We start from the raw sequence: 26,180 nt of genomic DNA, 5'->3' as shown, positions 1-26,180 counted from the left end.
GCCGAGGGCCGCCCTTTGTCTCGATCGCCTCGATGTCGCGACCGCCCGACCAGCGGAGTCGTCCCCGACGGCGGGTGCGGTCGGCGGTGACCGAAGCCTCGGCGATCACGCCAACTGAGCCCGCGGCGGTGAATTTACGCGGCGACGGTGCAGCAGGCTCGGCACCCCAACCGGTCGCGCCGCAGGAATCGGCCAGCCCCGTCACCCGAACCGGCGGCCGCACCACCCGAACCGATGACCTGCGGCGCGAACCGGTGTCCGGCCGCGTGAATTCGTCCCCCAGCGGCGCAGCCGAAGCCCCGCGGACCCGCCTTCACCGCCCCCGGATCAGATCCGCCGCCTTCTCCGCCACCATGATCGTCGGCGCATTGGTGTTGCCCCGCGGCACCACCGGCATCACGGACGCGTCCACCACCCGCAACCCCTCCACCCCCTGCACCCGCAGCTGCGGATCGACCACGGAACCGATCGCGCACGTCCCGACCGGGTGGTAAAGGGTCTGCGTGTTCTCCCGGACGTGCTCGGCCAGCTCGGAGTCGCTCAGGTCGTGGCGCGAAGGCAGGAACGGCTTGTCCAGGAACCGCTTCAACGGGCCGCCGCGACCGATTTCGATCAGCGCCCGCAACCCCGCGATCATCGTCTCCATATCGCGAGGCTCCGCGTAATAAGCCGGGTCGATTTCCGGCTTCCACAACGGGTTGGCCGACTTGAGCCGCAGCCGTCCGCGGCTCGCGACGTCCACCAGCGTCGCCGCCGACGTGAAGCCCGGGACGGTCGGCTCGCGCATCGCGTTGTCGTAGAACAACGTCGGCGCCACGTGGATCTGCATGTCCGGCGCCGGCAGGCCGTCCGTGGTCGGGTAGAACGCGCCCGCTTCGCCGACGTTGGACGTCAGCGGCCCGCGCTTGGTCAGCTGGTAGCGGACCAGGCCGCGCGGCGTGGCGGCGTCGATCAGGTCGGTGGTGCCGCGCGTGGACCAGATGATCCCGCAGGCCGGGTGGTCGTGCAGGTTTTCGCCGACGCCGGGCAGCGCGGCGACGACGTCGATGCCGTACTCGCGCAGGTGCTCGGCCGGGCCCACGCCCGAAACCATCAGCAGCTGCGGCGAGTTCACCGCGCCTCCGCTCAGCACCACCTCCGCCGACGCGCGCGCGGTGCGCTCGACCCCCTTGTCCAAATAGGACACGCCGACCGCGCGGGTGCCCTCGAAGACGACGCGGGTCGCGGGCGTGCACGTCTTCACGGTGAGGTTCGGCCGCTCGAGCGCGGGGCGCAGGTAGGCGTCGGCGGTGGACCACCGGCGGCCCTTCTTGCAGGTGACCTGGTAGACGCCGGCGCCTTCCTGGCTCTCACCGTTGAAGTCGTCGGTGCGCTTGAGTCCCCAGGTGACGGCCGAGTCGACCCAGGCGTGCGACAGCTCGTGAGTGAACCGGCGGTCCTCGACGTGCAGCGGGCCGTCGGTGCCGTGCAGCGGGCCGCCGAGCCGCTGGTTGGCTTCGGCGCGCTTGAAGTACGGGAGGACGTCGTCCCAGCCCCAGCCTTCGGCGCCGTGGGAATCGCGCCAGCCGTCGTAGTCGGCGCGGTTGCCGCGGATGTAGATCATCGCGTTGATCGACGAGCAGCCGCCGAGCATCTTCCCGCGCGGCCAGTACGACGTCTTGCCGGTGTGCTTCTGCTCGACGGTCTCGTAGTTCCAGTCCCACTTGGTCTTGAACAGCGACGCGAACGCGGCCGGGATGTGGATTTCGTCCGCGGTGTCCTCGGCGCCCGCTTCGAGCAGCAGGACCTGGGCCGACGGGTCTTCGGTCAGCCGGTTCGCCAGCACGCAGCCCGCGCTCCCGGCGCCGACGATGATGTAGTCGTAGGAGTCTTGGACGGCCACGGTGCCTCCTGTTGGCGAGAGGTCAACGACTCATCATGGCGCAGCGCCACGCCATCGGCCAGTCTAGGTTTCCCGGTGGGCCCCGCCGGGTGGGCGAGCGGGTGAACTATGCTCGCGGGGTACCCACGACCTGCGTGAATAAGGAGCAGCCTGCCGTGGCCCGAGTTGTCGTCGACGTCATGCCGAAGCCCGAAATCCTCGACCCGCAGGGACAGGCCGCGCTCGGCGCCGCCGGCCGCCTGGGGTTCACCGGGATCACCGAGATCCGCCAGGGCAAGCACTTCGAGATCGAGGTCGACGACACGGTCGACGACGCGACGCTGGAGAAGATCGCCGAAGGCTTCCTGGCGAACCCGGTCATCGAGCAGTGGACCATCAAGCGGGTGGACGCGTGAGCGCGCGCATCGGGGTCATCACTTTTCCGGGCACGCTGGACGACGGTGACGCGGCCCGCGCGGTCCGCTACGCCGGCGGCGAGGCCGTGCCGCTGTGGCACGCCGACGAAGACCTGCGCGAGGTCGACGCGGTGGTCGTCCCGGGCGGCTTCTCCTACGGCGACTACCTGCGCGCGGGCGTGATCGCTCGGTTCGCGCCGGTCATGACGCCGGTGATCGAGGCGGCGCGCGCGGGCATGCCGGTGCTCGGCATCTGCAACGGGTTCCAGATCCTGTGCGAGGCCGGCCTGCTGCCGGGCGCCATGATCCGCAACCAGGGCCTGCACTTCATCTGCCGCGACCAGTGGCTGCGGGTGGAGAACAGTGACACCGCGTGGACCACGAGGTACGAAACCGGCGCCGAGATCCTCATTCCGATGAAGAACATCGACGGCTGCTACGTGGCCGAGCAGTCCACTTTGGACGAGCTCGAGGGCGAGGGGCGCGTCGTGTTCCGGTACGTCGGGGGCAATCCGAACGGGTCGCGCAACGACATCGCCGGGATCCGCAGCGAAAACGGCCGGGTCGTCGGGCTCATGCCGCACCCGGAGCACGCGATCGACGCGCTGACCGGCCCGTCGGACGACGGGCTGGGCATGTTCTTCAGCGCGGTGGACGCGCTCGTGAAGGCCTGAGAGCGGGCCTCGCCCCCCGGTAGCCAGTTTACCGGGGGGTACCGACAGTCCCGGGGTTGCGGACCGGAGTTGTCCACAACCCCGGAACCCGTCAGCCCTTGCTCTGGTCGTTCGACAGCCACTTCTCCGGCCGCACCCGCACCAGGATCGACTTCTCGCCCAGGGCCGAGTCGACGTAGGCCGTTGCCTGGTCCTCCGGCCAGTACCGTCCCGCGATCCGCAGCGCCTGCTCGCGGGTCGGCGGCGAGTCGTTCGCGATCACCGGCCCCTCGACCGTCACGTACTTGTACGGCGGGTTCTCGTCCTGGGCCACCAGGCTCAGGCGGCCCGCCGCGCGGATCGAGCGGTCCTTGACCGTGTCGCGTTCCATCCAGATCAGCAGCTCGCCGCCCGGCGAGTAGTCGTACCAAACCGGGACCGCCAGCGGGGCCCGTCCGGCCCGCTCCACCGCCAGGACCCCGACGTGCACCCCGCTCAGGAACTCTTCCCGCTCCGCGGCGGTCATCACGAACGACGACATGTCACTCCCCAGGTAGAAGATCGGCTACCTGGGGAGCAACAGCGGAAGAACTCCGGACATTCCGGACTAACTGGCCGCCGCCACCAGCCGGGCGTACGACCCGCCCGCGGAAAGCAGCTGGTCGTGCGGTCCCAGCTCGGTGATGCGGCCGCCCTCGACCACCGCGACCCGGTCGGCCGCCGCGGCCGTGTGCAGCCGGTGGGCGATCGCGATCACCGTGCGGCCAGCCAGCACGCTGTTCAGCGACCGCTCCAGGTCCCGCGCCGAGCCGGTGTCCAGCAGCGACGTCGCTTCGTCGAGCACCAGCGTGTGCGGGTCCGCCAGCACCACCCGGGCCAGCGCCAGCTGCTGAGCGATTGCCGCCGGCACCGGGTGCTCGCCCGAACCCAGCTTCGTGTCGAGCCCGTCCGGCAGTGTCGCGACCCAGTCCGACGCGCCCGCCGACGCCAGCGCCGCCGTCAGCTCGTCGTCCGTCCAGTCGCCACCCGCACGACGGGCCGGCAGCGCCAGGTTCTGCCGCAGCGTCCCGGAGAACACGTGGTGCTCCTGGGTCAGCAGCAGCACCTCGCCGCGCAGCACGTCGTCGGCCAGCGCCGAAACGTCCTGCCCGCCGATCCGCACCGAGCCCGACGACGGCGCCGCGATGCCGGCCAGCAGCCGGCCGAGCGTCGACTTGCCCGCGCCGGACGGCCCGACGATCGCCAGCCGTTCGCCGCGCGGGACCCGCAGGTCGATGCCGTGCAGCACTTCGCGGTCGGCGGTGTAGCCGAACCGGACGCCGTGGACGTCGATGTCCCGCCCGCGCGGCACCTCGGTCACGCGCGCGGAATCGTCGGCCACCGTCCGGACGCCGAGGATCCGGCGCGCCGCGGCCGCCGCGACCTGCAGGTCCTCCAGCCAGAACAGCGCCTCGTTGAGCGGCGCCGCCATCGCCTGCATGTACAGCAGCATCGTGGTGATCTCGCCGAGCCCGGCCCAGCCCTGCGTGTACGCGAGCAACCCGAGCGGCAGCATGACCGCCAGCGGCAGCACGTAGCTGATCTCCAGCGACGGCAGCCAGCGCAGCTGCAGCGCCCGCATCCGGCGCTCCCCGAAGATGCTCCGGTCCAGCGCGTGGTGCGCGGCGTCGATCCGCCGGTCGGTCAGCCCGAGCGCCTCGATCGTGCGGGCGCCCTCCGCGGTCTCGTGGACGCTGGTGGTCAGGTCCGCCCAGCGGTCGAGCATCCACTGCATGACCGCCGGGATCCGCCGCTGGTACCAGACGTTCACGGGGACCAGCAGCGGCAGCGCGACCAGCAGACCCAGCGACAACAGCGGTGACGTCAGCACCATCGCGGTGACCGTGAACACCACGGTCACCGCCGCGACCAGGATCTCCGGCGCCGCGAACCGCGCCGCGTGGTCGATCCGGCCGAGGTCGGTGGTGGCCCGGCTGAGCAGATCGCCCGTCCCGGCCGCCTCGACCGTGCCGAGCGGCAGCTGCAGCGCCGTCCCGACGAACTCCTCGCGCGTTTCGGCCAGCACCAGTTCGCCGAACATCGCGCCGCGCAGCCGCGCGACCTTCCGCGCCAGCGCCTGGAGCAGGAGGATCGCGACGAACACCATCGCCAGCACGTCGACGTGCCCGGTCGTGGTGCCGCCCGCGACGTCGTCGACGAGTGCGCCGAGCAGCTGCGGCCCGGCCAGTCCGATCAGCGTGGCCGCGGCCAGCGAGCCCAGCAGCAGGCCGAACTCGCGTTTGTGGTTCGCCGCCGTCTTCAGCGCCCAGCGCCGGACGTCCTGCCGGGACGCCGTGGGGAGCCGTTTCATACCGTCACTACCTTCGCCGTGAAAACTTCGTCGGCCACGTGTGTCCACAAGGGACTCTGGCTGAACACCACCGTCGTCTTGCCCCGCCGCAGCGCGGCGACGCGTTCGGTGATGCGGGCCTCCGTGTGCGCGTCGACCGCCGACGTCGGCTCGTCGAGCACCAGGACGTCGGCGTCGGTGGCCAGCGCGCGGGCCAGGTTCAGCCGTTGCCGCTGGCCGCCGGACACCTCGCGGCCGCGTTCGCCGATCACCTCCTCGACGCCGTCGGGCAGCGCGTCGACGATGTCGTCGGCGTCGGCCGCGGACAGCGCTTCGGTGATGCCGACCTCGCCCGGCCGCGCCGGCGCCAGCTGTTCGCGCAGCACGCCCGAGAACCAGATGTCCTGGTTGTGCGCGTAGACGATCCGCCGCCGCAGCTCCGTGAGCGCGACTTGGTCCGCCCGGACCCCGCCGACCAGCACCTCTTCGCCATCGGCCGGATCGGCGAACCGGGCCAGCCGGTCGGCCACCGCTTCGCCGCCGGCGCCGAGGTCGACGACCGTCAGCTGCCCGGCGGCGGCCCGGATGCCGGACTCGGTGTCCACCAGCTCCAGCGGCCCCTCGGGCAACGGCACCGGCGTCTCCGGGTCCGCCAGCTTCGGGCGCAGCGCCAGCAGCGTCACCACCTTCCGCGCCGCGACCAGGCCGGACGTGATCGAGCCGACCGCCTCCGTCGCGGCGTTGACCGGCCAGATGAGGAACGCCGAAACGCCGTAGAACGCCACCAGCTGCCCGATGCCGATCTCGCCGGCCACGGCCAGCCGCGCGCCCAGCCAGGTGATCACCACGGTGACCAGGCCGGGCAGCGCGATCTCCGCCGCGGCCAGCCACGCCTCGGCCTTCCCGACCTCGATGCCGGCCCGCCGCACCCGCTGGCTCGTGTCCCGGAAGCGGGCGAAGAACCGCCGTTCGCCACCGATGCCACGCAGGATCCGCAGGCCGGAGACGATGTCCGCGCCGAGTGCGTTGACGTCTCCGCGCTTCTCGCGCTGCTTCGCCTTGCGCTTCTGCAGCGGCGCCAGCAGCGGCCCGATGCCCAGCACCGCGACCGGCACGCCGACCAGTGCGACCACGCCCAGCAACGGCGACGTCGAGATCAGCCACACCGCCACCGCGACGAACGCCAGCAGCGAGCCGAACGCCCGCCCGCTCATCTCGACGGTGTTGCCGATGTGGTTGATGTCCGTGGTGCTGATCGCGACGAGGTTTCCGGTGGTCGTCTGCTCCCGCAGCGCGGCGCCGACGCGCGTGGTGTGCGCCGAAACGGCCCGCTGCGTCGAGCCCGCGCCGTGCAGCCACAGGCCGTAGTTGAGGAAGTGCAGCCAGGTCCCGGACAGCGTCTGCACGACGCCGAGCGCGGCCGCGGCCAGCGCCCAGCGCCAGACGGCGGCGCCGTCGTGCGCGCTGACGGCGCCGATGCCCTGGCCGATCACCAGCGGCACGAGCGCGCCCGGCAGCGCCCAGACGACCCCGATCGCGGCCGCGCCGAGCACCGCGCCCAGCCGGGCACGGAACACGGCGAGCAGGAAGCGGCTCGCGGTCGGCCGTGCGGGCAGCCGCAGCGGCGGAAAGGGATATGTGGCGGAAAGCACGATTCCCGACGGTAAGCCGACGCCCAGCGGAAGGCGACCGATTTTCCGGCGCCCGGCGGCTCGGGGGACCCCCGGTTTCAACGTTACTCGCGGGGACCGACAGTTCCGGGCCCGCGCACCCGGGTTGTCCACAGGGGCGTTCGGGCCTCGCGGTGTCGGCTCGCTCACACCGGCGGCGGGTCGCCCGATTTCCGCGGCCCACCGTCCGGGGCAACCAGGAGCGCCCCGTATCCTGGCGGCCGTGGCGAACCCTGACACGGACACCGTGACCAGCACCGTTGACACCACCGAGCGTGCCGGGGCGACCCCGGACCACACCCAGCCCTATCGCGAGCTCGGGCTCGCCGACGACGAGTACGCCCGCATCCGGGAAATCCTCGGCCGCCGGCCCACCGACGCCGAGCTGGCGATGTACTCGGTCATGTGGAGCGAGCACTGCTCGTACAAGTCGTCGAAGAAGCACCTGCGGTACTTCGGGGAGACCGCCACCGACGAGATGAAGGCCAAGATGCTGGCCGGCATCGGCGAGAACGCGGGCGTCGTCGACATCGGCGAGGGCTGGGCGGTCACCTTCAAGGTGGAGAGCCACAACCACCCGTCCTATGTGGAGCCGTACCAGGGCGCCGCGACCGGCGTCGGCGGCATCGTCCGCGACATCATGGCGATGGGCGCGCGGCCGCTGGCGGTCGCCGACGCGCTGCGCTTCGGCCCGGCCGACGCCCCCGACACCAAGCGCGTGCTGCCCGGCGTGGTCGCCGGCGTCGGCGGCTACGGCAACTGCCTCGGCCTGCCGAACATCGGCGGCGAGCTGGTGTTCGACCCGTCCTACTCGGGCAACCCGCTGGTGAACGCGCTGTGCGTCGGCGCGATGCGCGTCGAGGACCTGCACCTGGCGTTCGCGTCCGGCACCGGCAACAAGATCATCCTGTTCGGCGCGCGCACCGGCCTCGACGGCATCGGCGGCGTTTCCGTCCTGGCGAGTGACACCTTTTCGGGTGACGAGTCGGCGGCGGGCCGCAAGAAGCTGCCGAGCGTCCAGGTCGGCGACCCGTTCACCGAGAAGGTGCTCATCGAGTGCTGCCTCGAGCTGTTCGCCCAGGACCTCGTGGTCGGCATCCAGGACCTCGGCGGCGCCGGGCTGTCCTGCGCGACGTCGGAGCTGGCAGCGGCCGGCGACGGCGGCATGCACATCTACCTCGACCGGGTTCCCTTGCGCGCCACCGGGATGACGCCGGCCGAGGTGCTCTCCAGCGAGTCGCAGGAGCGCATGTGCGCGGTCGTCGCGCCGGAGAACGTCGAGGCGTTCATGGCGGTCTGCCGCAAGTGGGACGTCATCGCCACCGACATCGGCGAGGTCACCGACGGCGAGCACCTGGTCATCACCTGGCACGACGAGGTCGTCGTCGACGTCCCGGCGCACACGGTGGCCCACCAGGGCCCGGTGTACGACCGGCCGATCGAGCGACCGTCCTTTCAGGACGCTCTGATCGCGGACACCTCGGCTTCCCTGCCGCGTCCGTCCACTCCGGACGAACTGCGCGCGGACGTGCTGAAGCTGATCTCCTCGCCCAACCAGGCGTCGAAGGAATGGGTGACGTCGCAGTACGACCGGTACGTGCGCGGGAACTCCGTGCTGGCCCAGCCGTCGGACTCGGGCATGATCCGGATCGACGAGTCGAGCGGTCGCGGCGTCTCGGTGGCGACGGACTGCAACAGCAAGTTCGTCTACCTCGACCCGTACCGCGGCGCGCAGCTGGCGCTGGCGGAGGCGTACCGCAACGTGGCGACGGGCGGCGCGACGCCGGTGGCGGTGTCGGACTGCCTGAACTTCGGCGCCCCCACCGATCCGGGGGTGATGTGGCAGTTCGAGCAGGCCGTGCACGGCCTGGCGGACGGCTGCGTCGAGCTCGGCATCCCGGTGACCGGCGGCAACGTCAGCTTCTTCAACCAGACGGGCGCCACGGCGATCCTGCCGACGCCGGTGATCGGCGTCCTCGGCGTGATCGACGACGTCACCCGCCGCATCCCGACCGGCATCGGCGCGGAGGCGGGCGAAACGCTGCTGCTGCTGGGCGAGACGCACGACGAGCTGGACGGTTCGGCGTGGGCCCGCGAGCTGCACGGCCACCTCGGCGGCGTGCCCCCGCGCGTGGACCTAGCCCGCGAAAAGCTCCTGGCGGAGATCCTGGTGGCGGGTTCCCGCGACGGCATGATCTCGGCGGCCCACGACCTGTCGGACGGCGGTCTCATTCAGACGCTGGTCGAGACGGTGCTGATCGGACAGTGCGGCGCCCGGGTGTTCCTCGACGCCGACCAGGACCCGTTCGTCCAGCTGTTCTCCGAGTCGGCGGGCCGGGTCCTGGTGGCGGTCCCGCGCACGGAGGAGCTGCGTTTCACGGAGATGTGCACCGCGCGCGGCCTCCCCTGGCGCAAGACGGGCGTGGTGGACCCGGAGTCGGGCGCACTGGAGCTGCAGGACATCACGGAGTTCACGCTCGACGAGCTGCGCGAGGCCTGGGAGAGCACGCTTCCCGCGCTGTTCAACTGACGCTGGTCCGACCTGTCCACAGCCGGGCTCGGTTGTGGACAGGTCGGGTCTCGTCGAGCTGTTCCCCGGGTTTCGTCGCACCCTGCCGATAGACTGGACCTGGGGACGCCCCCCAAGGGAAGGGCGGGGGAGCTCAGCCCACCTTGGCGACGATCCGCGCATCCCCGTCACGCAACTCCTCGAGCCCCCAGGCTTCCGGCAGCTGCACGTCCTTCTCCGTCCGCACCAGCGTGTTGTACAGCGAGACGGACGCCGGCAGCTCAGCGAACCGCAGATCGGTCTGGCCCTTGAACCGGGTCCGGCGCAGTTCCAGGGAGTCCGTCGCGCGCGCCGCGGTGAACTCCGCGTCCTGGGCGAACGTCGCGTCCTTGAACGTCGTCGGCCCCGCGAAGGTCGTCTCCGTGAAGTCCGCCGCCTCGGCGAACGCCGTTCCGCTGAACCACGCGTGGCTCTCGAAAACCGCGCCGCGGCACCGGAAGTAGCCCAGCAGGCGGCCGGACTCGGTGCCCGCCGCGGTGAGGTACACCCGGCCCTTGAAGCGGCAGCCGCTGAAGTTCGTGCTGCTGTACAGCGCCGCGTACCGCAGCAGCAAGCCGCCGATCAGCTTGCCCGAAAGGTCGAAGTACTCCAGCCTTGCGCCGGTCAGGTCGAGGTCGTACGCCGGGGCGTCGTCGTCGCGCCCCGGCAGCAGGTCGGTGACCAGCCGTTGCGCCGTGAGCCGGACCGTGAGCTCGCGTTCCTGCTCCGGATCCCGGTTTTTGTCCGCCCGTGAATACGTGAACGGCCGCCGCAGGTACGAGCACAGCACGTCCAGCACCGTCTGCGTGTATTCCGGCCGGCTGCGCGCCAGTCCCGCCAGCGCGTGCAGGGCCCCCACCCGCACCTGGTCGGCCGCGTGCCCGAGCAGCTCGACCGCCTTCGCGAACCGCTCGTCGGCGACCCGCTCGCGGTCCTGTTCCGCGCGCTGCGCCTCGAGTTCGTGCCGTTGCCGCTCGATGTCCTGGCGCCGCTCCTCGACCCGGCGCCGCCGGTCGTTCAGCCACAGCGCGTACAGCGCCACGATCGCGCCGCCGGCGAGGCCGCCGGTCTTCAGCGCGTCACTGCGGCTGGTGGCGGGGTCGGTCAGCAGCCAGCCGCCGACCCCGAGCAGCAGCACGACCGACGCGAAGAACGTCCACGCCAGCGGCGATCGCCACAGCTTCACCGGCTCAGGACACCAGCATGGTGCTGACGCAGAAGCCCTTTTTGTCGAAGTTCGTGGCGCTCAGCGTGCCCTTGACCGGCTTGCCGGCGGCCGTGCCGGTGACCTGGCCCTCGACCAGGTACTTGTCGGCAGGCACGTCGCCCAGCTGCAGCTGCAGCGGCGGCTTGAGGAACGTCTCGAGCCACGAGCTGAGCAGCTCCTTCGAGTCGGCGCAGCCCAGCGCGACGGCCCCGTTGTTGTCGCCCGCGTTCAGCTTGTCGATGAAGCCCTGCAGCACGGCCTTGGCGTCCGAGCTGCCCCCGCCGCCGGACGTCGAGGGCTTTGTGGACGGTGTCGTCGGCCTCTTGGCCGTCGTCTTCGGCGCCGTCGGCTTGGCGGACGTGCTCGAGCTCGGGGCCGCGGCGGTGTTGGTGTCGTCCTTCGACAGGAAGAACCCGGGCGCGACGAACCCCGTGATGCCCACCAGGGCGAGCACGACGACCACGGCGGCGCCGATCGCGACCCACATCCCGGTCTTGCTCTTCTTCGGCGGCGCGGGCGGCCCGCCGAAGCCCTGCGAGTAGCCCCCGGTCGCCGGGTCCCAGCCGGACACCTGGCCGGCCGCGTTCGGGTCCCAGGCCTGCTGGCCGTACTGCTGCGCGTTCGGGTCCGCCCACGCCGACTGCTGCTGTTGCTGCGCGTACGGGTCCCCCCACCCCGGCTGCGGGTTCGCCGGGAAACCGCCCGAGGCCGGCGGGTAGCCCTGTTGCTGGTTCGGGTCCCAGCCCTGCGGGTACTGCTGCGTCGGGTACGGCTGCTGCTGGTTGGGGTCCCACCCGCCCTGCTGCGGATACGGCTGCTGCGGGACGCCGCCGGACTGCGGCTGGCCGTACGGGTCGGGCTGACCGGGCTGGCCCGGCTGAGGCGGGTAGGTCATCTTTCCATGCCTTCCGAGCGCTGGGGGTTCGTGCGCTTCCGACGTCCGGTGGACGCGTGCGGTTCCCCAGAACGTAGCTGCAGCTTTCTGCAAGCTCGGACGGTACGGCATGGAACCGGCTCCCGGTCGTGGCGACGCGAAGCCGTCACGATCCGGGAGCCGGGCCGGGTGGATCAGCCGGTGGCGAGGGCCTGGAGCCGGTCGTAGGCACCGTTGAAGGTGTCCTGGTCGAGCGGGCTCGAGGTGTACTGCCAGACAGTGTGGAAGCCCCAGTTGTAGGGCAGGGTGCCGACCGACGACGAGTACCGCGCGACCCAGAGCGGGGCCGTGCTGGAGAAGTCACCGCTCACGCAGCTGCCCCACCAGGTCGTCGACGTGTAGATCACCGGGTAGCGGCCGGTCAGGGAGTGGTACGTGTCGTGGAAGTCGAGGATCCACGACGTCATCCCCGCCTTGCTCAGCCCGTAGCAGGTCGCGCCGTACGGGTTGTACTCCATGTCCAGCGCGCCGGGCAGCGTCTTGCCGTCCTTCGACCAGCCGCCGCCGTGGGCGACGAAGTACCGGGCCTGCGCCGCGCCGCTCGACGTGTTCGGCGTGGCGAAGTGGTAGGCGCCGCGGATGAAGCCCTGGTTGTAGGAGCCGTTGTACTGCTGCGCGAAGTACGGGTTGGTGTAGCTGGTGCTTTCCGTGGCCTTGGTCCAGACGAACCGCTTGCCCTGGTTCCACCAGCTCGCCCAGTCGACGTTGCCCTGGTAGCCGGCGACGTCCATGCCGGCCACCGTGGCCAGCACCTGGCCGGGGATGGCCTGGCCGGGCTGCGGCTGCTGCGCCGCCTTCTGCGTGTCCGGGGTCGACTTGTCGCCTTCGACGCGCCGGATCTGCGAGCCCAGTTCGTGGTTGTGCTCGGCGATGTCCGCGTTGATCGCGGCCACGGGGTCGACTTCGGGGGAGAAGGTCGTCGCCTGGGCCGTGCTGCCGAGCAGGAGCAGCGTGGCCGGGACGACCAGGGCAGCGAACAGCCGCCTTCTTCGGGAAGTGGACATCGTTGAATCCCTTCACAGATACCCTCGCTGAGGGCGGCTTACTGCAGGTAGCCGCCCGTGCACGATTGTTGAGGACGAAGTGGCGTTTGTCACTCAGTTCCGTGAAATTGGGTATACGTGTGGGTGATTTTCCCGGGAAGTTGATCTTTAATTGGTTACCGGTTAACACCTATTATTAAAACGTTGGGCCGTTCAGCCCAGCGCGAGCGCGAACAGCCGGTCCGCCGCGCCGTTGAACCAGTTCTGGTCGCCGGGCAGGGTGCCGCGGTCGGCGAACTGCCAGATCGTGTGCACGCTCCAGCCGGCCGGGAGCTCACCGATGAAGGTGTTGTAGCGGGCGATCCAGAGCGGGCTGTCGCCGAACCCGCCGTTGTTCGCGGTGCACCGCTTCCACCAGTTCGTCGACGTGTAGATCGTCGGGAACCGGCCGGTCGCCGCGCGGTAGGTGTCGGAGAAGGCCTGGATCCAGGCGACCATGCCGGCGGCGTCCTTGCCGTAACAGGTTTCGCCGTACGGGTTGTACTCCGCGTCGAGCGCGCCCGGCAGCGTCTTGCCGTCGGCCGACCAGCCGCCGCCGTGGGCGAGGAAGTACCGGGCCTGCGACGCGCCGTCGGAGATGTCCGGCCGCGCGAAGTGGTAGGCGCCGCGGATGAGGCCGACGTTGTAGGAACCGTTGTACTGCTGCGCGAACTGCGGGTTGACGAAGCCGGTGCCCTCGGTCGCCTTGACGTAGACGAACTTGGCGCCCGACCGCGCCGCGCCGGGCCAATCGACCGGGCCTTGGTGCCCGCTGACGTCGTGCCCGAGCTGCCGGTCGTCGCCTCCGTACAGCACGTCGGGGCTCTCCCCGACGCCCTCGACCTCGGCGATCTGCGAACCCGCGTGGTGGTCCTCGGCGCCGGCGTAGACATCGTCGGCCGTCGCCGGCGCCTACCCGGCCACGAGGAGCGCGACGGCGAGGACGGCGGCGAAGGGCAGCGGCTGTCGGTTCACCCTCTTGCTCCCCACCGGTCTCGTGAGACTTCTTCAGTCTCACGATGCACCGGCATCGCCGGATCGGCGACTCGGCCACCCGGTGCTCACTCGATGGGGTGGAAACCGCAGGTCAGCGCCGCTCGTCGACGATGGCCTTCATGAGGTGCTCGGCCGGCACGACAGCCGTGATCAGGTCGTGCGGGTTGATCGCGACGGGGTGCCCGCCGAGCAGGCCGACGATGTCGCGGCCGAGCACGGCGCGCGCGTGCGGCCACTCGCGCGGCACCAGCGCCTTGCGGGTGTAGGCGGGCACCATGACCCGGCCGTCGGCGTTGTGGAAGCCGATGACGGTCCGCTGCACCGGCGACATCGCGTAGACGAACAGCGTCGCGTCGAGGACGGCCTTCGGCAGGTCCGACGGCGGGCGGTGCTCGGTCCGGACGAGCTGCAGCAGGTGCTCGAGGTCGTTCGCCGGGTCCGGGAAGCCGAGCGCCTTGGGCGAGGGCCGGTAGCGGTCGTTGGCGTGGAAGTCGGCGACGACGTCGCCGGCGGCGTTCACCGGGTAGGCGCCGACGACCGCCCACGACGGCACCGGGCCGTTCGGGTCGAAGGCCTCGTCGATGACGTAGAGCCAGCTGTTGGGGTTGGCGCGGGCGTTCGCGCGCATCTCCGCGGTGATCTCGGGCGTACCGTGCTTGCCGGAGCGCCGCGCCTGCCGGCCGTCGCGCCGCGCGGCGCGGTTGGGCTTGCCGTGCCCGCCGGGGTGATCGGCTCCGCTTCCGGTGGGCTGCTGCGAAACCATCCGATCCGCCTCGTCCCGCTGCGCCATCGTCATCCCCACGTTCTCGGGTGTGCCTGCCAAGTCTTGGTGCGCCACTCTACTGTTTGCCCATGGCCTCTTCGCGTTCGGTCGACCCCGGACAGTTACGTGCGGCGGTGCTGGCGATTTCCCCGTGGTTGCAGGGCGATGCGCCCGCTCCGGCCCGCCCGGAACTGGCCGCGGCGGTCCGGCTCAGCCTGCGCGCCCTGGCGGCGGACGCGCCGGGCCGGACGGTCGAGGTGCGCGTGCCGCCGTTCGCCGCGGTGCAGTGCGTGGAGGGGCCGCGGCACACCCGGGGCACCCCGCCGAACGTGATCGAGACCGACCCGCGCACGTGGCTCGAACTGGCCACCGGGCAACTGGACTGGACCACGGCCGTGGCGGACGGCCGGGTGTCCGCGTCGGGCGCCCGGGCCGACCTTTCCCACTGGCTCCCCCTGCTCCGTCTGTGACGGGCGGGGGCCGTGGTCAAAGCTTGCGGCCGATCCCGCCGGCGATGGTCCGCTGCGCCACGTTGAGCTCCTTGAGCCGCGGGCCGTCCGGCCACCAGTCGGCGCACCGGACGACGCCCGGGGGCACCATTTCGAGGCCGGGGAACAGCTCCTCGATCTCCTTCTGGGTGCGGAAGGAGCCCGAGCCCATGGGGCTGTGCAGGAAGAAGTCCTCCATCCGGCGGGCGGTCTCGGAGTCCTCGTCCTCGGGGTCGAAGAAGTGCGAGATCGCCACGAACGAGCCCGACGGCAGGGCGTCGACGTACTCCTTCATGATCTCCGCCGGCCGCTCCCGGGCGCCGTTGTAGTGGTGCAGCGTGCCCATCTGGAGGAGGGCGACCGGCTGCGTGAAGTCGATGTACTGCCGGACGACCTCGTGCTCGAGGATCCGTTGCGGCTCGAAGATGTCCTCGGCGACGAAGTGGGTGTTCTCGTTCTCTTCGAGCAGCGCGCGGCCGTGGGCGAGCACGACCGGGTCGTTGTCGATGTAGACGACCTGGATGTCCGGGTTGATCCGCTGGACGACCTGGTGGGTGTTCTCGGCGGTGGGCAGGCCGGAGCCGCAGTCGAGGAACTGGGTGATGCCTGTCTGGCTGGCGAGGAAGCGGCAGGCGCGGATCAGGAAGCCGCGGTTTTCGAACGCGAGGTCCTGCGCTTCCGGGGCGGCCTTCTGCACCTTGTGCAGAACCTCCCGGTCGATCTCGTAGTTGTCCTTCCCGAGCAGGAAGGCGTCGTACACCCGCGCGATGCTCGCTCGGGTCGGGTCGACCCCCACGGGAACTCGCTCGGTCCGGGTCGCGGCGTCGGGCATGGTGAACCTCGCAAGTTCTGTGTCGAAAGTCTCCTACTCTACGTAGAGTAGGACTCCACACGCACGCGGTAAACCGGGTCACCTCTTTGCGCAGGAGGGCTCAACGTGTACTTTCGGTAGTCGGGCTAGAACCCCCTGGTGACGTGAGCGCGGAAGGTTCGGGAATGAACGCGGTGAACGCGTCCGCAGGTGAACAGAACATCGGCCCCACGGCGCGCCGCATGATCCTCGGCTCGCAGCTTCGCCGACTCCGCGAAGAGGCCGGCATCACCCGCCAGCAGGCCGGTTACAACATCCGTGGGTCCGAGTCGAAAATCAGCCGGCTGGAGCTGGGCCGGGTCGGGTTCAAGGAACGCGACGTCACCGACCTGCTGACGATGTACGGCGTCGACGACCCGACGGAGCGCCGGACGTTCCTCGACATGGTCAAGCAGTCGAACGAGCCGGGCTGGTGGCGGCGCTTCGGCGAAACCATGCCGAACTGGTTCACCGACCTCGTGGGCCTCGAAGAAGCCGCCGCGCGAATCCAGATCTGGGAGCCGATCTACGTGTCGGGGCTCCTGCAGATCGAGCCGTACGCGCGGGCGATCTTCAGCCACGGCCGGACGGAGATGGCCGACGAGCGGGTCGACCAGCTGGTCGCGCTGCGGATGCGGCGGCAGAAGATGTTCAGCAGGCCGGACGCGCCTCGGGTGTGGATGGTGCTCGACGAGTCGGTGCTCTATCGGCCGATCGGGGGGATGAAGGTCCTCAAGCAGCAGATCGAATACCTGCTGGAGATGAGCGCGCTGCCGCACGTATCGGTCCAGGTGCTGCCGTACTCGCGCAGCGGGCTGTCCGCGGAGCACGCGTTTTCGCTGCTGCGGTTCGGCGAGCCGGAACTGCCCAACATCGCGTACGTCGAATACCTGACCGGCGCGCACTACATCGAGAAGCGCGAAGAGATCGAAAAGTACAGCCGCGCGCTCGACATGCTGGCCGTCGACGCGGAGACGCCGGAGCGGAGCCGCTCGATGCTCGCGAAGCGCCGCCAGGAGATCTAGAAACGGTAACCGTCAGTAGTGATGCCGCCGATCGAGCGGGTAATCGTCACCCGATTGGTTAGCGCCGAGGTGGTAATTGTTTACCGTCCGAGAACTTTGCAAGAAATTCTGCACGTGCATTTACCGTTGCAAGCACACGTGCTAGCCTCCGATACGCGGGCAAATGCACATGCATATGCATAGCCCCGGAAGGTTTTCCGCATCGAGAGGTGGGACCATGGCTGAGCGATTCGAAAACGGCATCCCGGCCGATCGGCTGTCCGGAGCCGAGTGGCGCAAGGCGAGCTACAGCGGTGCCTACGGCAACTGCGTCGAGGTCGCACCGCTGGCAAGCGGCGAGATCGCGATGCGCAACTCGCGGTTCCCCACCGGGCCCGCGCTCGTGTACACGCGCGCCGAGATGGCGGCGTTCCTGGCGGGCGCCAAGGACGGTGAATTCGACGATGTCCTCGGCTGAGGCCGTCGCCCCCGTCTTCGACATCGAAACCGGCCTGCAGGAACTGGTGGCTCGCGGCTACCAGTTCGTCCACCCGGCCGACGAGCGCGGCGAGGTTCTCGCCGTCGTCGGTGTGCGGGTGCACGACGACGTGGTGGACGTGGTCCGGCTCAACGCCGAGGACGACGTCGTGGCGACGCGGATGCCCGGAACGGAAGACAACATCTTCGAGCCCGAGCGGTGGTTGTGGCGCCGCCGCGGGGACGGCGCACAGGTGCTCACGGAGATCCTTTCGCTGCCGGATGCGTGCTAGGCACCCAGGCTTGCAGGCCCTGTCCGAAGTGGTCAGAACCACGTCGGGCGGGGCCTGGCTCATGTTCGCACCGTCTACACTGAAGGCGGCCTGATCACGTCTTCCTGGGAGCACCTCGGTGGTTTCCGACCCGCAGCTCGTGTCCGACCAGCCCGACCCGGAACCCCGCGAGGAGTGTGGCGTCTTCGGCGTCTGGGCTCCCGGGGAAGAAGTCGCGAAGCTGACCTACTACGGCCTGTACGCCCTGCAGCACCGGGGGCAGGAAGCCGCCGGCATCTCCGTTTCGGACGGCTCGCAGATCGTGGTCTTCAAGGATCTCGGCCTGGTCAGCCAGGTCTTCGACGAACAGACCCTGCAGTCGCTGCAGGGGCACATCGCCGTCGGGCACTGCCGGTACTCGACCACCGGCGCGACCATCTGGGAGAACGCGCAGCCCATCTTCCGCACCACCGCGACCGGCAGTGGCCTCTCCTTCGCCCACAACGGCAACCTCGTCAACACAGCCGAGCTGCGTGAACGCACCATCGAGGCAGGCCTCAAGCCGCACGCGGGCCTGACCGGCTCGTCCAGCGACTCCGACCTGATCTGCGGTCTGCTCGCCGCGAACGCCGCCGACAGGGGCATCGAGGCCGCCGCCATGGAGCTGCTGCCCACCCTGAAGGGCGCCTTCTGCCTGGTGTTCGCCGACGAGAACACCCTCTACGCGGCGCGGGACCCGCACGGCGTGCACCCGCTGGTGCTCGGCAGGCTCGAGCGCGGCTGGGTCGTCTCGAGCGAGACGGCGGGCCTCGACATCGTCGGCGCGTCGTTCGTCCGCGAGGTCGAGCCGGGCGAGCTGATCGCGATCGACGCCGCGGGCCTGCGCTCCTCGCGATTCGCGAACCCGGACCCCAAGGGCTGCGTCTTCGAGTACGTCTACCTGGCCCGCCCCGACACGACGATCGCCGGCCGCGGCGTCCACGCCACCCGCGTCGAGATCGGCCGCCGCCTGGCCACCGAGCAGCCGGTCGAGGCCGACCTGGTCATGCCGGTGCCGGAGTCGGGCACCCCGGCCGCGATCGGCTACGCGCAGGGCTCCGGCATCCCGTACGGCACCGGCCTGGTGAAGAACGCCTACGTCGGGCGCACCTTCATCCAGCCGTCCCAGACCATCCGCCAGCTGGGTATCCGGCTCAAGCTGAACCCGCTGCGCGACGTCATCCGCGGCAAGCGCCTGGTCGTGGTGGACGACTCGATCGTCCGCGGCAACACCCAGCGCGCACTGGTCCGGATGCTGCGGGAGGCCGGCGCGCTCGAGGTGCACGTCCGGATCGCGTCGCCGCCGGTCCGCTGGCCGTGCTTCTACGGCATCGACTTCGCTTCGCGGGCCGAGCTGGTCGCCAACGGCGTCGACCTCGACGGCATCCGACGCTCGATCGGCGCCGACTCCCTGGGCTACATTTCCCTGGACGGCCTGGTCGCGGCGACGGAACAGCCGAAGTCGCGGCTGTGCATGGCGTGCTTCTCGGGCGAGTACCCGATCGCTCTGCCGGAGGACGCGCTGATCGGGAAACACCTGCTCGAAAGCCTCGACGCCGTCAATGGCGCGGCGAGCCCTGTCAGCCCCGCCGGGTACGGTGCCGAAGACGCCGTCCGGCGTCCCTAACAGTTCCTTCCAGTAGGGAGTCCTTCCACCGTGAGCGAGTCCACGAGCGCCACGTACGCCGCCGCCGGCGTCAGCATCGACGCCGGCGACCGAGCCGTCGAGCTGCTCAAGCCGCACGCCGAGCGGGCGACGCGGCCCGAGGTCATGGGCGGTGTCGGCGGTTTCGCCGGGCTCTTCTCCCTGAAGCTGGACAAGTGGAAGGAGCCGGTGCTCGCGTCCTCGACCGACGGCGTCGGCACCAAGATCGCGGTCGCCCAGGCGCTCGACAAGCACGACACCGTCGGCATCGACCTGGTCGCGATGGTGGTCGACGACCTGGTCGTGACCGGTGCCGAGCCGCTGTTCCTCCAGGACTACATCGCCGTCGGCAAGGTGCACCCGGAGAAGATCGCCGCGCTGGTCGGCGGCATCGCCGAGGGCTGCGTCCGGGCCGGCTGCGCGCTGCTCGGCGGCGAGACCGCGGAGCACCCCGGGCTGATGGGCGAGCACGACTACGACATGTCGGCCACCGGCGTCGGCGTGGTCGAGGCGTCGCAGCTGCTCTCGCCGGAGAAGGTCCGCCCGGGTGACGTCGTGCTGGCCCTCGGCTCGTCGGGCCTGCATTCGAACGGCTACTCGCTGGCCCGGCACGTGCTGCTGGACATCGCCCGGATGCCGCTCGGCGGGCACGTCGAGGAGTTCGGCCGCACCCTCGGTGAAGAGATGCTGGAGCCGACGCGGATCTACGCGAAGGACTGCCTGGCGCTCGCCGCCGAGACCGAGGTCCGGACGTTCGCGCACATCACCGGTGGCGGTCTGGAGGCGAACCTGGCCCGGGTCATGCCGCGCGGCCTGGTCGCCCGGCTCGACCGTGGCACCTGGACGCCGTCGGCGGTGTTCGCGCTGATCGGCCACCGCGGCAAGGTCGAGCGCGCCGAGCTGGAGAAGACGTTCAACATGGGCGTCGGCATGGTCGCGATCGTCGGCGAGGAGGACGTCGACCGGGCGCTGGCCATGCTCACCGCGCGGCACGTCCCGGCGTGGGTGCTGGGCGACGTCCAGCCCGCCGACGACGTCGACGGCCCGCGCGCGGTGCTCTCGGGCGACCACCCGCGGTTCTGACGGCGTTTTCGAAAAGCGCCTTGCTCGCGGCTGTCACACTTGAGGGGTGGCAGCCGAAGACGTGGTGGTCGGCTCCCGGTTCGTGATCCCGGGAGCCGAGTTGAGCGAGCGCTTTTCGCGGTCGTCCGGCCCGGGCGGGCAGGGTGTGAACACCACCGACTCGCGGGTGGAGCTGTCCTTCGACGTCGCCGCGTCGCCGTCGATTCCCGAGCACCTGCGTGACCGGGTCCTGGCCGGGCTCGCGTCCCGGCTGGTCGACGGCGTCCTGACGATCGCGGCCAGCGAACAGCGCTCCCAGCTGCAGAACCGCGAGGCCGCGCGCGGCCGGCTGGCGAACCTCCTGCTCGACGCGTCGGCCCCGCCGCCCGCCAAGCGGCGCCCCACGAGACCGTCTCGCGGTTCGAAGGAGCGCCGCCTGGCGTCGAAGAAGCGCCGGAGCGACGTGAAACGAGGCCGCTCCGGCCGCTTCGACGACTAAGGCAGCGAGAGGTGCACGCACTCGCCCGCCGGCCGGTAACCGACGCGGGCGTAGACGTTGCCGATCCCCAGGTCACCGGGGGTGAGGAACGCCGTGTGGGCCCCGGCCTCGTGGACCTCGCGGGTGAGGTGCGCGGTGAGCGCCGCGGCGATCCCGCGGCCGCGGTACGGCTCGAGCACGGCGATCCCGGCGACCTCGGTGGTGCCGTCGACGATTTCGAGCGCGAGCCCGCCGCCGACGACCGCTCCGGAGCCGACGTCCTCCGCCAGGAGGTGCCGGACCCCGGTTTCGGCACCGGACTTCAGCTGCTCGACCTCTTCGTCGCCGATCTCGGCGGGTGCGCCGAACGCGGTGTTCTGCGCTTCCCGCATGCGCCGGAAGTCCCCGGCGGACTCCGGCACGCGCAGCCGGATGCCCGCCGGGGCCGGCTTGCCGACCCGCTGAGCCGGTGCGCACGTCATGAGCGGCACCCGCCGTTCGAGCTCGTACCCCGCTTCGACCAGCAAGTTCTCCAGGTCGGGGGCGACGTCGGTGAAGTACTCCAGCCGCGGGAGCAGGTCCCGCCGCCGGTACGCCTCGGTCAGCGCGTCGATCTCGGCCGGCGTCGGCTTCGCGCCGTCGTCCGGGATCGCGTAGTTGAGCATCGGGTGGGCCGTGCCCGGCGAGTAGGTGGCGAGGAACGGGCCGACCTGCTCGGTCTCGCGGCCGCGCGGCGCCGTCTTTCGGACATAGGTCTGGATAGCAGACATTGCTGGGTTGGAGCCTTTCGAGAGCATGTCAAGGAACCGCAGCCGCCGAGCGGCGTGCGGGCAGGGCGCTGGGCGTCGGGCCTAGCGGGGGCCGACGCCGGAGACGGCGCCAGGCATAGGCAGTCATTCCTTGAACTCGAACGGGCTCTTCCCGGCCATCATCGCACGGCCGGCAACCGGATTACCGGCGTTCCGGCTGCGCGATGGGCCATGGGGTGGATCAGATATCGCGCACCTTCCACCCCGGGGACCGCACTATGCGGTGATCTTTCCGGTGGCGCCGGTTATCTTTCCGTGGTTCGGTCAAGGGAGTGCGTCGTCCACAGTGGAACCCTGTGGACAACCCTGTGGATGAATTCGCGCGAAAAGCGGAAAACCCTTGTCGCGCAAGGGAACCGGGCGAAGCGTGCCTGTGTACTACTTCGCGGCCGATTCCCGCGCCTGCTCGAGCAAACCTTGCAGGTGGAGACCGCGCCGGACATCGCAGGGGTGCGCCGTCGTGCCGCTCGCGATCATCGCCGCGAAGTCGTCCAGCAGTGCGGTGTAGGACTCCTGCGCCGAGCCCGATTTGCCCCCGAGCGTCCGGTAGCCGTGCCGGCCCCAGACCGCGACCTCGACGACGGTCGGCTGCACCGGCAGCCGCAACGAGAGGGTGGCCGTGCTGACCACGCCGCCCTCGTGCGCCAGCATCAGGTGCCAGAGGTCGCCCGGGCTCTGCCGGGCCGCCACGACCTCGGTGATCGGACCGAGCGCGGCGTCCAGCATGTCGAGGGCGTGCGGGCCGATGTCGGACAACGCGCCGCCGTCGTCCTGCCGCCACTCCGAGGTGGCGTACTGGCCGCCGAGCAGGGCACCGGACAGCCAGCGCGCTCCGCCGCCCGCCCAGCCGCCGGCCTGGGCGAGGCCGGCGAGCCACTCCTGGGTCTGCGCCGAGTACCGGAGGGTCAGCATGACCAGCGCGGCCACGTCGGCGGCGGCGACGGCGTCGGCCAGCCGGCGCGCGCCGTCGAGATCGGCGGCGATCGGCTTCTCCAGGATCAGGTGCTTCCCGGCTTCGGCCGCGCGCACGCCCAGCTCCGCCTGGACCGACGGCGGCACGGCGAACGCCACCGCGTCGACCTGCGCGAACAGCTCTTCGACGCTGGCGGCGGTGGCCGCGCAGTGCGTCTCCGCAAGCGCTTGCGCCGCCTCTGGCCGCCGGGCCCAGACCGCGGTCAGCGCCGTGCCGGGGTGGTCCGCCAGGCCGGGCGCGTGCACCGTCGTCGCCCACGGGCCGGCGCCGATCAGGCCGACGCGCAGCTGTCCGTCCGCGATGAGCTGTCCCACGGTCCGCAGTCTAGGTGTGTCCCGCGTCGCGCCGGAACCGCACCTTCGGCGGGCGCCGACGTGGTTAAAGTGCCTGCATGATCGCCGCCCGCCTGTCCCGTCTCGCCACCGTCTTCGCCGTGTTGCTCGGCGCCGGTCTCATCGGCGCCGCGCCCGCTTCGGCGACGGACACCGAGGGGGCCTGCCCCGAGGGCGGCGGCGTGACGGTGGTCGTCGACTTCGGCGACCTGGCCCCCGAGTCACTGATCCGCTGCGCCCCCGGCACGCCCGCGACCGGCATCGCCGCCCTGAAGGACGCCGGGATCGAGGTGGCCGGTTCGCAGAAGTACGGCCTCGCCGTGGCCTGCCGGATCAACGGCAAGCCCGGCCCCGACGTCGAGTCCTGCGCGGGGATGCCGTCGGCCACGGCGTACTGGAGCTACTGGCACGCTTCCGCCGGGGGCAGCTGGACGTCGAGCCAGGAGGGTGCCCAGACCGCGAAGCCGGTCGCCGGTGGCTTCGAGGGCTGGGCGTTCGCGCGGCCGAAGTCCGCGAACGACCTGCCGGCGCCGCCCCGCGTGCCGCCGGTGCGTCAGCCGGCCGCGCCGGCTTCCGCGCCCGCTGAGCAGGGCAGTTCGTTCCCGTGGGGCTTGGTGGCCGGAGCCGTCGTGATCGTGGTGGTCGGCGGCGCGGGGATCGTCGTCGCCCGTCGCCGGCGTGCGCAGTAGGGCGCTGCACCCCGGCGCCTGGTGGGCCTGGGCGCTCGCGCTGGCCGTCGCCGCCAGCCGCACGACGAATCCGCTGCTGCTCGGCCTGATCATCGCGGTGGCCGGGTTCGTCGTCGCGAACCGGCGGAGTGACGCGCCCTGGGCGCTGGCGTTCCGGTTGTACGTCTACGTCGGCGCGCTGATCGTCGTCTCGCGGGTGCTGTTCCGGATCCTGATCGGCGGCGAAGACGGCGGCCACGTGCTGTTCACGCTGCCACGGATCCCCCTCGTCGCCGGGTTGTCCGTGCTCGGGCCGACGTCGGCGGAGGAGCTGCTCGGCGGCCTCTACGACGGCTTGCGGCTGGCGACGATGGTCGTATGCGTCGGCGCGGCGAACGCCCTGGCCAACCCGAAACGGCTGCTCAAGGCGGTCCCGGGGGCGCTGTACGAGGTGGGCACGGCGGTGACGGTGGCGTTGACGGTCGCCCCGCAGCTGGTCGAGAGCGTGCAGCGCGTGCGGCGGGCCCGCCGGCTGCGGGCCGGCCGGACTCGCGGGCTGCGGGCGGTCAAGGGCATCGTGGTCCCGGTGCTGGAGGACGCGATGGACCGGTCCCTGCGGCTGGCGGCCGGGATGGACTCCCGGGGCTACGGCCGCCGGGGTGAGCTGAGCCGCCGGCTGCGGCTGCTGATCGGCGGCTGTGTGCTGGCCGGGCTGGCCGGCGCGTGCGTCGGCGTCTACGGCGTGCTCGACGGGACGTCCTCCTGGCTCGGGGTGCCGTTGCTGGCGGCCGGGCTGGCCGTGGCCGTCGTGGGCTTCGTCCTCGGCGGACGGCGGGTGCGGCGGACGGCGTACCGGCCGGATCCGTGGCGGTGGCCGGAGACGCTGGTCGTCGCGGCCGGAGCCGGGGCGTGCGTGCTGCTGTTCGTGACCGCCCGCGTCGACCCGGGGAACCTCTACCCGTCGCTGAGCCCGCTGCGCTGGCCGGAGGTCTCCCCGGTGCACGCGTTGTCCCTGCTGGTCGGGGTGCTCCCGGCGTTCGTCGCACCCCCGCCGCCGTCGTCGTCGGAGGTCATTCGGTGATCGAGTTCTCGCGGGTCACGGTGACCTACCCGGACGCTGCGCGGCCGGTGCTCGTCGACGTGTCGCTGCTGGTCGAGGAGGGTGAGCTGTGCCTGGTCGCCGGCCCGACCGGCGCCGGCAAGTCGACGTTCCTCGGCGCGATCAACGGGCACGTCCCGCACTTCACCGGCGGGCGGCTTTCCGGCCGGGTGCTGGTCGACGGGCGGGACACGGCCCGGTTCCCGCCCCGGGAGCTGGCTTCGGTTGTCGGCGTCGTCGGGCAGGACCCGCTGGCCGGGTTCGTGACCGACACCGTCGAGGAGGAACTCGCGTACGCGATGGAGCAGCTGGCGGTGCCGCCGGACGTCATGCGCAAGCGCGTTGAAGAAACCCTGGACCTGCTGGGTATCGCGGAACTGCGCAACCGTCCACTCCGGACGCTGTCGGGCGGGCAGCAGCAGCGCGTCGCGATCGGCTCGGTGCTGACGGCGCACCCCTCGGTCGTCGTGCTCGACGAACCGACGTCGGCGCTGGACCCGACGGCGGCCGAGGACGTGCTCGCGGCGATCACGCGCCTGGTGCACGACCTCGGGACGACGGTGATCGTCGCCGAGCACCGGATGGAGCGGGTGGCGCAGTACGCGGACCGGCTGCTGTACCTGCCGGGCGACGGCTCGGTGCGGTCCGGGCCGCCGGCCGAGATCTTCGAGACGGCCGAGATCGCGCCGCCGATCGCCGAGCTGGGGCGGCTGGCGGGCTGGTCGCCGCTGCCGCTGTCGGTCCGGGACGCGCGGCGGGTCGCGGGGCCGCTCCGCGCTCGGCTCTCAGAATTGTCGGTGGTGGGTTCTACTCTGTCGGTGACCGGTCGAGCACTGGATGTGAGAGGGGTGGTGGTCCGATACGGAGATGTCCTGGCGGTGCGCGGGGTCGACCTGCGTGTCGGTCCGGGGGAAGTGGTCGCGCTGATGGGACGCAACGGCTCCGGCAAGTCGTCGCTTCTCTGGGCGGTGCAGGGCAGCGGGCCGAGGTCGGCGGGGAAGGTCGACGTCGGCGGCGCGGATCCTGCGTCGCTCAAGCCACGGGTGGCCCGTCGGCGCGTGGGGCTGGTCCCGCAGACACCGGCCGACCTGCTGTACCTCGATTCGGTGAACGCCGAGTGCGCACAGGCGGACGCGGAATCGGAGGTACCGGCAGGGACGGCCCGTGCCCTGCTGGACCGGCTGGCCCCCGGGATCGCCGGTGAAGCGCACCCCGGCGACCTGTCCGAAGGGCAGCGGCTGGCGCTGGTGCTGGCCGTCCAGCTGGCGGCGGCCCCGCCGGTCGTGCTGCTCGACGAGCCCACCCGCGGCCTGGACTACCACGCGAAACGGCGCTTCGCCGCGATCCTGCGAGAGCTGGCCTCGCAGGGCCGGGCGGTGGTGCTCGCCACCCACGACGTCGAGTTCGTGGCGACGGTGGCCCACCGCGTGGTGGTCATGGCCGAGGGCGAGGTGGTGGCGGACGGCCCGACGAAGGAGGTGATCGTCGCCTCGCCGGCGTTCGCCCCGCAGGTGGCGAAGATCCTGGCACCGCAGCGCTGGCTGACGGTCGACGAGGTAGCGGAAGCGCTGGCATGAGGACGCGG

24 protein-coding genes and 1 pseudogene are annotated in these 26,180 nt (G+C 71.1%); 13 read left to right on the top strand and 12 right to left on the bottom strand.

All coding sequences use genetic code 11. The annotated features are described in order from the left end of the window. Positions 1-313: 313 nt before the first annotated feature. The gene (locus AB0M80_RS13570; RefSeq protein WP_364563311.1) at positions 314-1,882 is read right to left on the bottom strand and encodes a GMC family oxidoreductase N-terminal domain-containing protein; all 1,569 of its coding nucleotides are present in this window, start codon (positions 1,880-1,882) and stop codon (positions 314-316) included. 155 nt (positions 1,883-2,037) lie between these two features. Here AB0M80_RS13570 and purS point away from each other — a divergent pair, with 155 nt between their 5' ends. Both purS and purQ read left to right on the top strand, forming a co-directional pair. Continuing rightward, positions 2,038-2,277: a phosphoribosylformylglycinamidine synthase subunit PurS gene (gene purS, locus AB0M80_RS13565; protein ID WP_003056885.1), complete on the top strand. Its 240-nt coding sequence runs from the start codon at positions 2,038-2,040 to the stop codon at positions 2,275-2,277. Beyond that, positions 2,274-2,951: a phosphoribosylformylglycinamidine synthase subunit PurQ gene (gene purQ, locus AB0M80_RS13560; RefSeq protein ID WP_364563308.1), complete on the top strand. Its 678-nt coding sequence runs from the start codon at positions 2,274-2,276 to the stop codon at positions 2,949-2,951. Before purS ends, purQ begins: the two co-directional genes overlap by 4 nt. 91 nt (positions 2,952-3,042) lie before the next feature. On the opposite strand, the gene AB0M80_RS13555 is transcribed toward purQ, so the two are convergent. From AB0M80_RS13555 to AB0M80_RS13545, 3 genes are all read right to left on the bottom strand, one after another. Continuing rightward, a complete protein-coding gene (locus tag AB0M80_RS13555) occupies positions 3,043-3,471 on the bottom strand; it encodes a pyridoxamine 5'-phosphate oxidase family protein (RefSeq protein WP_364563305.1) in 429 nt (142 codons plus the stop codon). Between the two features lie 66 nt (positions 3,472-3,537). Then, entirely contained in the window at positions 3,538-5,280 is a 1,743-nt protein-coding gene (locus AB0M80_RS13550) for an ABC transporter ATP-binding protein (protein ID WP_364563302.1), read from the bottom strand. Continuing rightward, the gene (locus AB0M80_RS13545) at positions 5,277-6,911 is read right to left on the bottom strand and encodes an ABC transporter ATP-binding protein (RefSeq protein WP_364563299.1); all 1,635 of its coding nucleotides are present in this window, start codon (positions 6,909-6,911) and stop codon (positions 5,277-5,279) included. The genes AB0M80_RS13550 and AB0M80_RS13545 overlap by 4 nt, the downstream gene beginning before the upstream one ends. Before the next feature lie 265 nt (positions 6,912-7,176). On the opposite strand from AB0M80_RS13545, the gene purL reads away from it, so the two are divergent. Then, positions 7,177-9,459, top strand: a complete 2,283-nt coding sequence (gene purL, locus AB0M80_RS13540; RefSeq protein ID WP_364563679.1) for a phosphoribosylformylglycinamidine synthase subunit PurL — start codon at positions 7,177-7,179, stop codon at positions 9,457-9,459. Positions 9,460-9,592: 133 nt separating this feature from the next. On the opposite strand, the gene AB0M80_RS13535 is transcribed toward purL, so the two are convergent. The 5 genes and pseudogenes from AB0M80_RS13535 to AB0M80_RS13515 form a co-directional block, all read right to left on the bottom strand. Continuing rightward, complete coding sequence (locus AB0M80_RS13535; RefSeq protein WP_364563296.1) at positions 9,593-10,663, bottom strand: pentapeptide repeat-containing protein; 1,071 nt, start codon at positions 10,661-10,663, stop codon at positions 9,593-9,595. A 4-nt stretch (positions 10,664-10,667) separates the two neighbouring features. Continuing rightward, positions 10,668-11,579, bottom strand: coding sequence for a hypothetical protein (locus tag AB0M80_RS13530; RefSeq protein WP_364563293.1), 912 nt, complete (start codon positions 11,577-11,579; stop codon positions 10,668-10,670). 173 nt (positions 11,580-11,752) lie between these two features. Next, positions 11,753-12,622, bottom strand: a complete 870-nt coding sequence (locus AB0M80_RS13525; RefSeq protein WP_364563290.1) for a lysozyme — start codon at positions 12,620-12,622, stop codon at positions 11,753-11,755. Positions 12,623-12,814: 192 nt separating this feature from the next. Further along, positions 12,815-13,615, bottom strand: a pseudogene (locus AB0M80_RS13520) (lysozyme). Positions 13,616-13,727: 112 nt separating this feature from the next. Continuing rightward, positions 13,728-14,432 (bottom strand): type VII secretion system-associated protein, encoded by a 705-nt coding sequence (locus AB0M80_RS13515; RefSeq protein ID WP_364563676.1) that lies wholly within the window; start codon positions 14,430-14,432, stop codon positions 13,728-13,730. Positions 14,433-14,488: 56 nt separating this feature from the next. On the opposite strand from AB0M80_RS13515, the gene AB0M80_RS13510 reads away from it, so the two are divergent. Next, the gene (locus tag AB0M80_RS13510; protein ID WP_364563287.1) at positions 14,489-14,869 is read left to right on the top strand and encodes a sterol carrier family protein; all 381 of its coding nucleotides are present in this window, start codon (positions 14,489-14,491) and stop codon (positions 14,867-14,869) included. Between the two features lie 16 nt (positions 14,870-14,885). Here the strand turns inward: AB0M80_RS13510 and AB0M80_RS13505 are convergent, their stop codons facing one another. Continuing rightward, positions 14,886-15,683 (bottom strand): SAM-dependent methyltransferase, encoded by a 798-nt coding sequence (locus AB0M80_RS13505; protein WP_364563673.1) that lies wholly within the window; start codon positions 15,681-15,683, stop codon positions 14,886-14,888. A gap of 200 nt (positions 15,684-15,883) precedes the next feature. On the opposite strand from AB0M80_RS13505, the gene AB0M80_RS13500 reads away from it, so the two are divergent. The 6 genes from AB0M80_RS13500 (at position 15,884) to arfB (ending at position 20,735) form a co-directional block, all read left to right on the top strand. After that, entirely contained in the window at positions 15,884-16,762 is an 879-nt protein-coding gene (locus AB0M80_RS13500; protein ID WP_364563284.1) for a helix-turn-helix transcriptional regulator, read from the top strand. Between the two features lie 217 nt (positions 16,763-16,979). Next, complete coding sequence (locus AB0M80_RS13495; protein ID WP_364563282.1) at positions 16,980-17,219, top strand: DUF397 domain-containing protein; 240 nt, start codon at positions 16,980-16,982, stop codon at positions 17,217-17,219. Then, complete coding sequence (locus tag AB0M80_RS13490; protein WP_364563279.1) at positions 17,206-17,511, top strand: hypothetical protein; 306 nt, start codon at positions 17,206-17,208, stop codon at positions 17,509-17,511. The genes AB0M80_RS13495 and AB0M80_RS13490 overlap by 14 nt, the downstream gene beginning before the upstream one ends. Positions 17,512-17,629: 118 nt before the next feature. After that, positions 17,630-19,156, top strand: coding sequence for an amidophosphoribosyltransferase (gene purF / locus AB0M80_RS13485; protein WP_364563276.1), 1,527 nt, complete (start codon positions 17,630-17,632; stop codon positions 19,154-19,156). A gap of 30 nt (positions 19,157-19,186) precedes the next feature. Beyond that, the gene (gene purM, locus AB0M80_RS13480; RefSeq protein WP_364563273.1) at positions 19,187-20,257 is read left to right on the top strand and encodes a phosphoribosylformylglycinamidine cyclo-ligase; all 1,071 of its coding nucleotides are present in this window, start codon (positions 19,187-19,189) and stop codon (positions 20,255-20,257) included. 61 nt (positions 20,258-20,318) lie between these two features. Beyond that, a complete protein-coding gene (arfB, locus tag AB0M80_RS13475) occupies positions 20,319-20,735 on the top strand; it encodes an alternative ribosome rescue aminoacyl-tRNA hydrolase ArfB (protein WP_364563670.1) in 417 nt (138 codons plus the stop codon). On the opposite strand, the gene AB0M80_RS13470 is transcribed toward arfB, so the two are convergent. After that, a complete protein-coding gene (locus AB0M80_RS13470) occupies positions 20,732-21,484 on the bottom strand; it encodes a GNAT family N-acetyltransferase (protein ID WP_364563270.1) in 753 nt (250 codons plus the stop codon). The two genes, arfB and AB0M80_RS13470, sit on opposite strands and share 4 nt — an antisense overlap. A gap of 417 nt (positions 21,485-21,901) precedes the next feature. Further along, complete coding sequence (locus AB0M80_RS13465) at positions 21,902-22,810, bottom strand: Gfo/Idh/MocA family oxidoreductase (RefSeq protein WP_364563267.1); 909 nt, start codon at positions 22,808-22,810, stop codon at positions 21,902-21,904. A gap of 77 nt (positions 22,811-22,887) precedes the next feature. Here AB0M80_RS13465 and AB0M80_RS13460 point away from each other — a divergent pair, with 77 nt between their 5' ends. Genes AB0M80_RS13460 through AB0M80_RS13450 form a run of 3 tightly spaced genes read left to right on the top strand, consistent with a single transcriptional unit; the run spans position 22,888 to position 26,172 of the window. Next, positions 22,888-23,517 (top strand): hypothetical protein, encoded by a 630-nt coding sequence (locus AB0M80_RS13460; RefSeq protein WP_364563264.1) that lies wholly within the window; start codon positions 22,888-22,890, stop codon positions 23,515-23,517. Further along, positions 23,507-24,577 carry a CbiQ family ECF transporter T component gene (locus AB0M80_RS13455; protein ID WP_364563261.1) on the top strand — a complete coding sequence of 357 codons (1,071 nt, stop codon included), beginning with the start codon at positions 23,507-23,509 and terminating at the stop codon, positions 24,575-24,577. Before AB0M80_RS13460 ends, AB0M80_RS13455 begins: the two co-directional genes overlap by 11 nt. Then, positions 24,574-26,172 carry an ATP-binding cassette domain-containing protein gene (locus AB0M80_RS13450; RefSeq protein WP_364563258.1) on the top strand — a complete coding sequence of 533 codons (1,599 nt, stop codon included), beginning with the start codon at positions 24,574-24,576 and terminating at the stop codon, positions 26,170-26,172. The genes AB0M80_RS13455 and AB0M80_RS13450 overlap by 4 nt, the downstream gene beginning before the upstream one ends. Positions 26,173-26,180 lie beyond the last annotated feature (8 nt).

This window comes from Amycolatopsis sp. NPDC051045 (assembly GCF_040682955.1).
Lineage (GTDB): Bacteria > Actinomycetota > Actinomycetes > Mycobacteriales > Pseudonocardiaceae > Amycolatopsis.
This window is presented reverse-complemented; position numbering and strand designations above follow the sequence as displayed.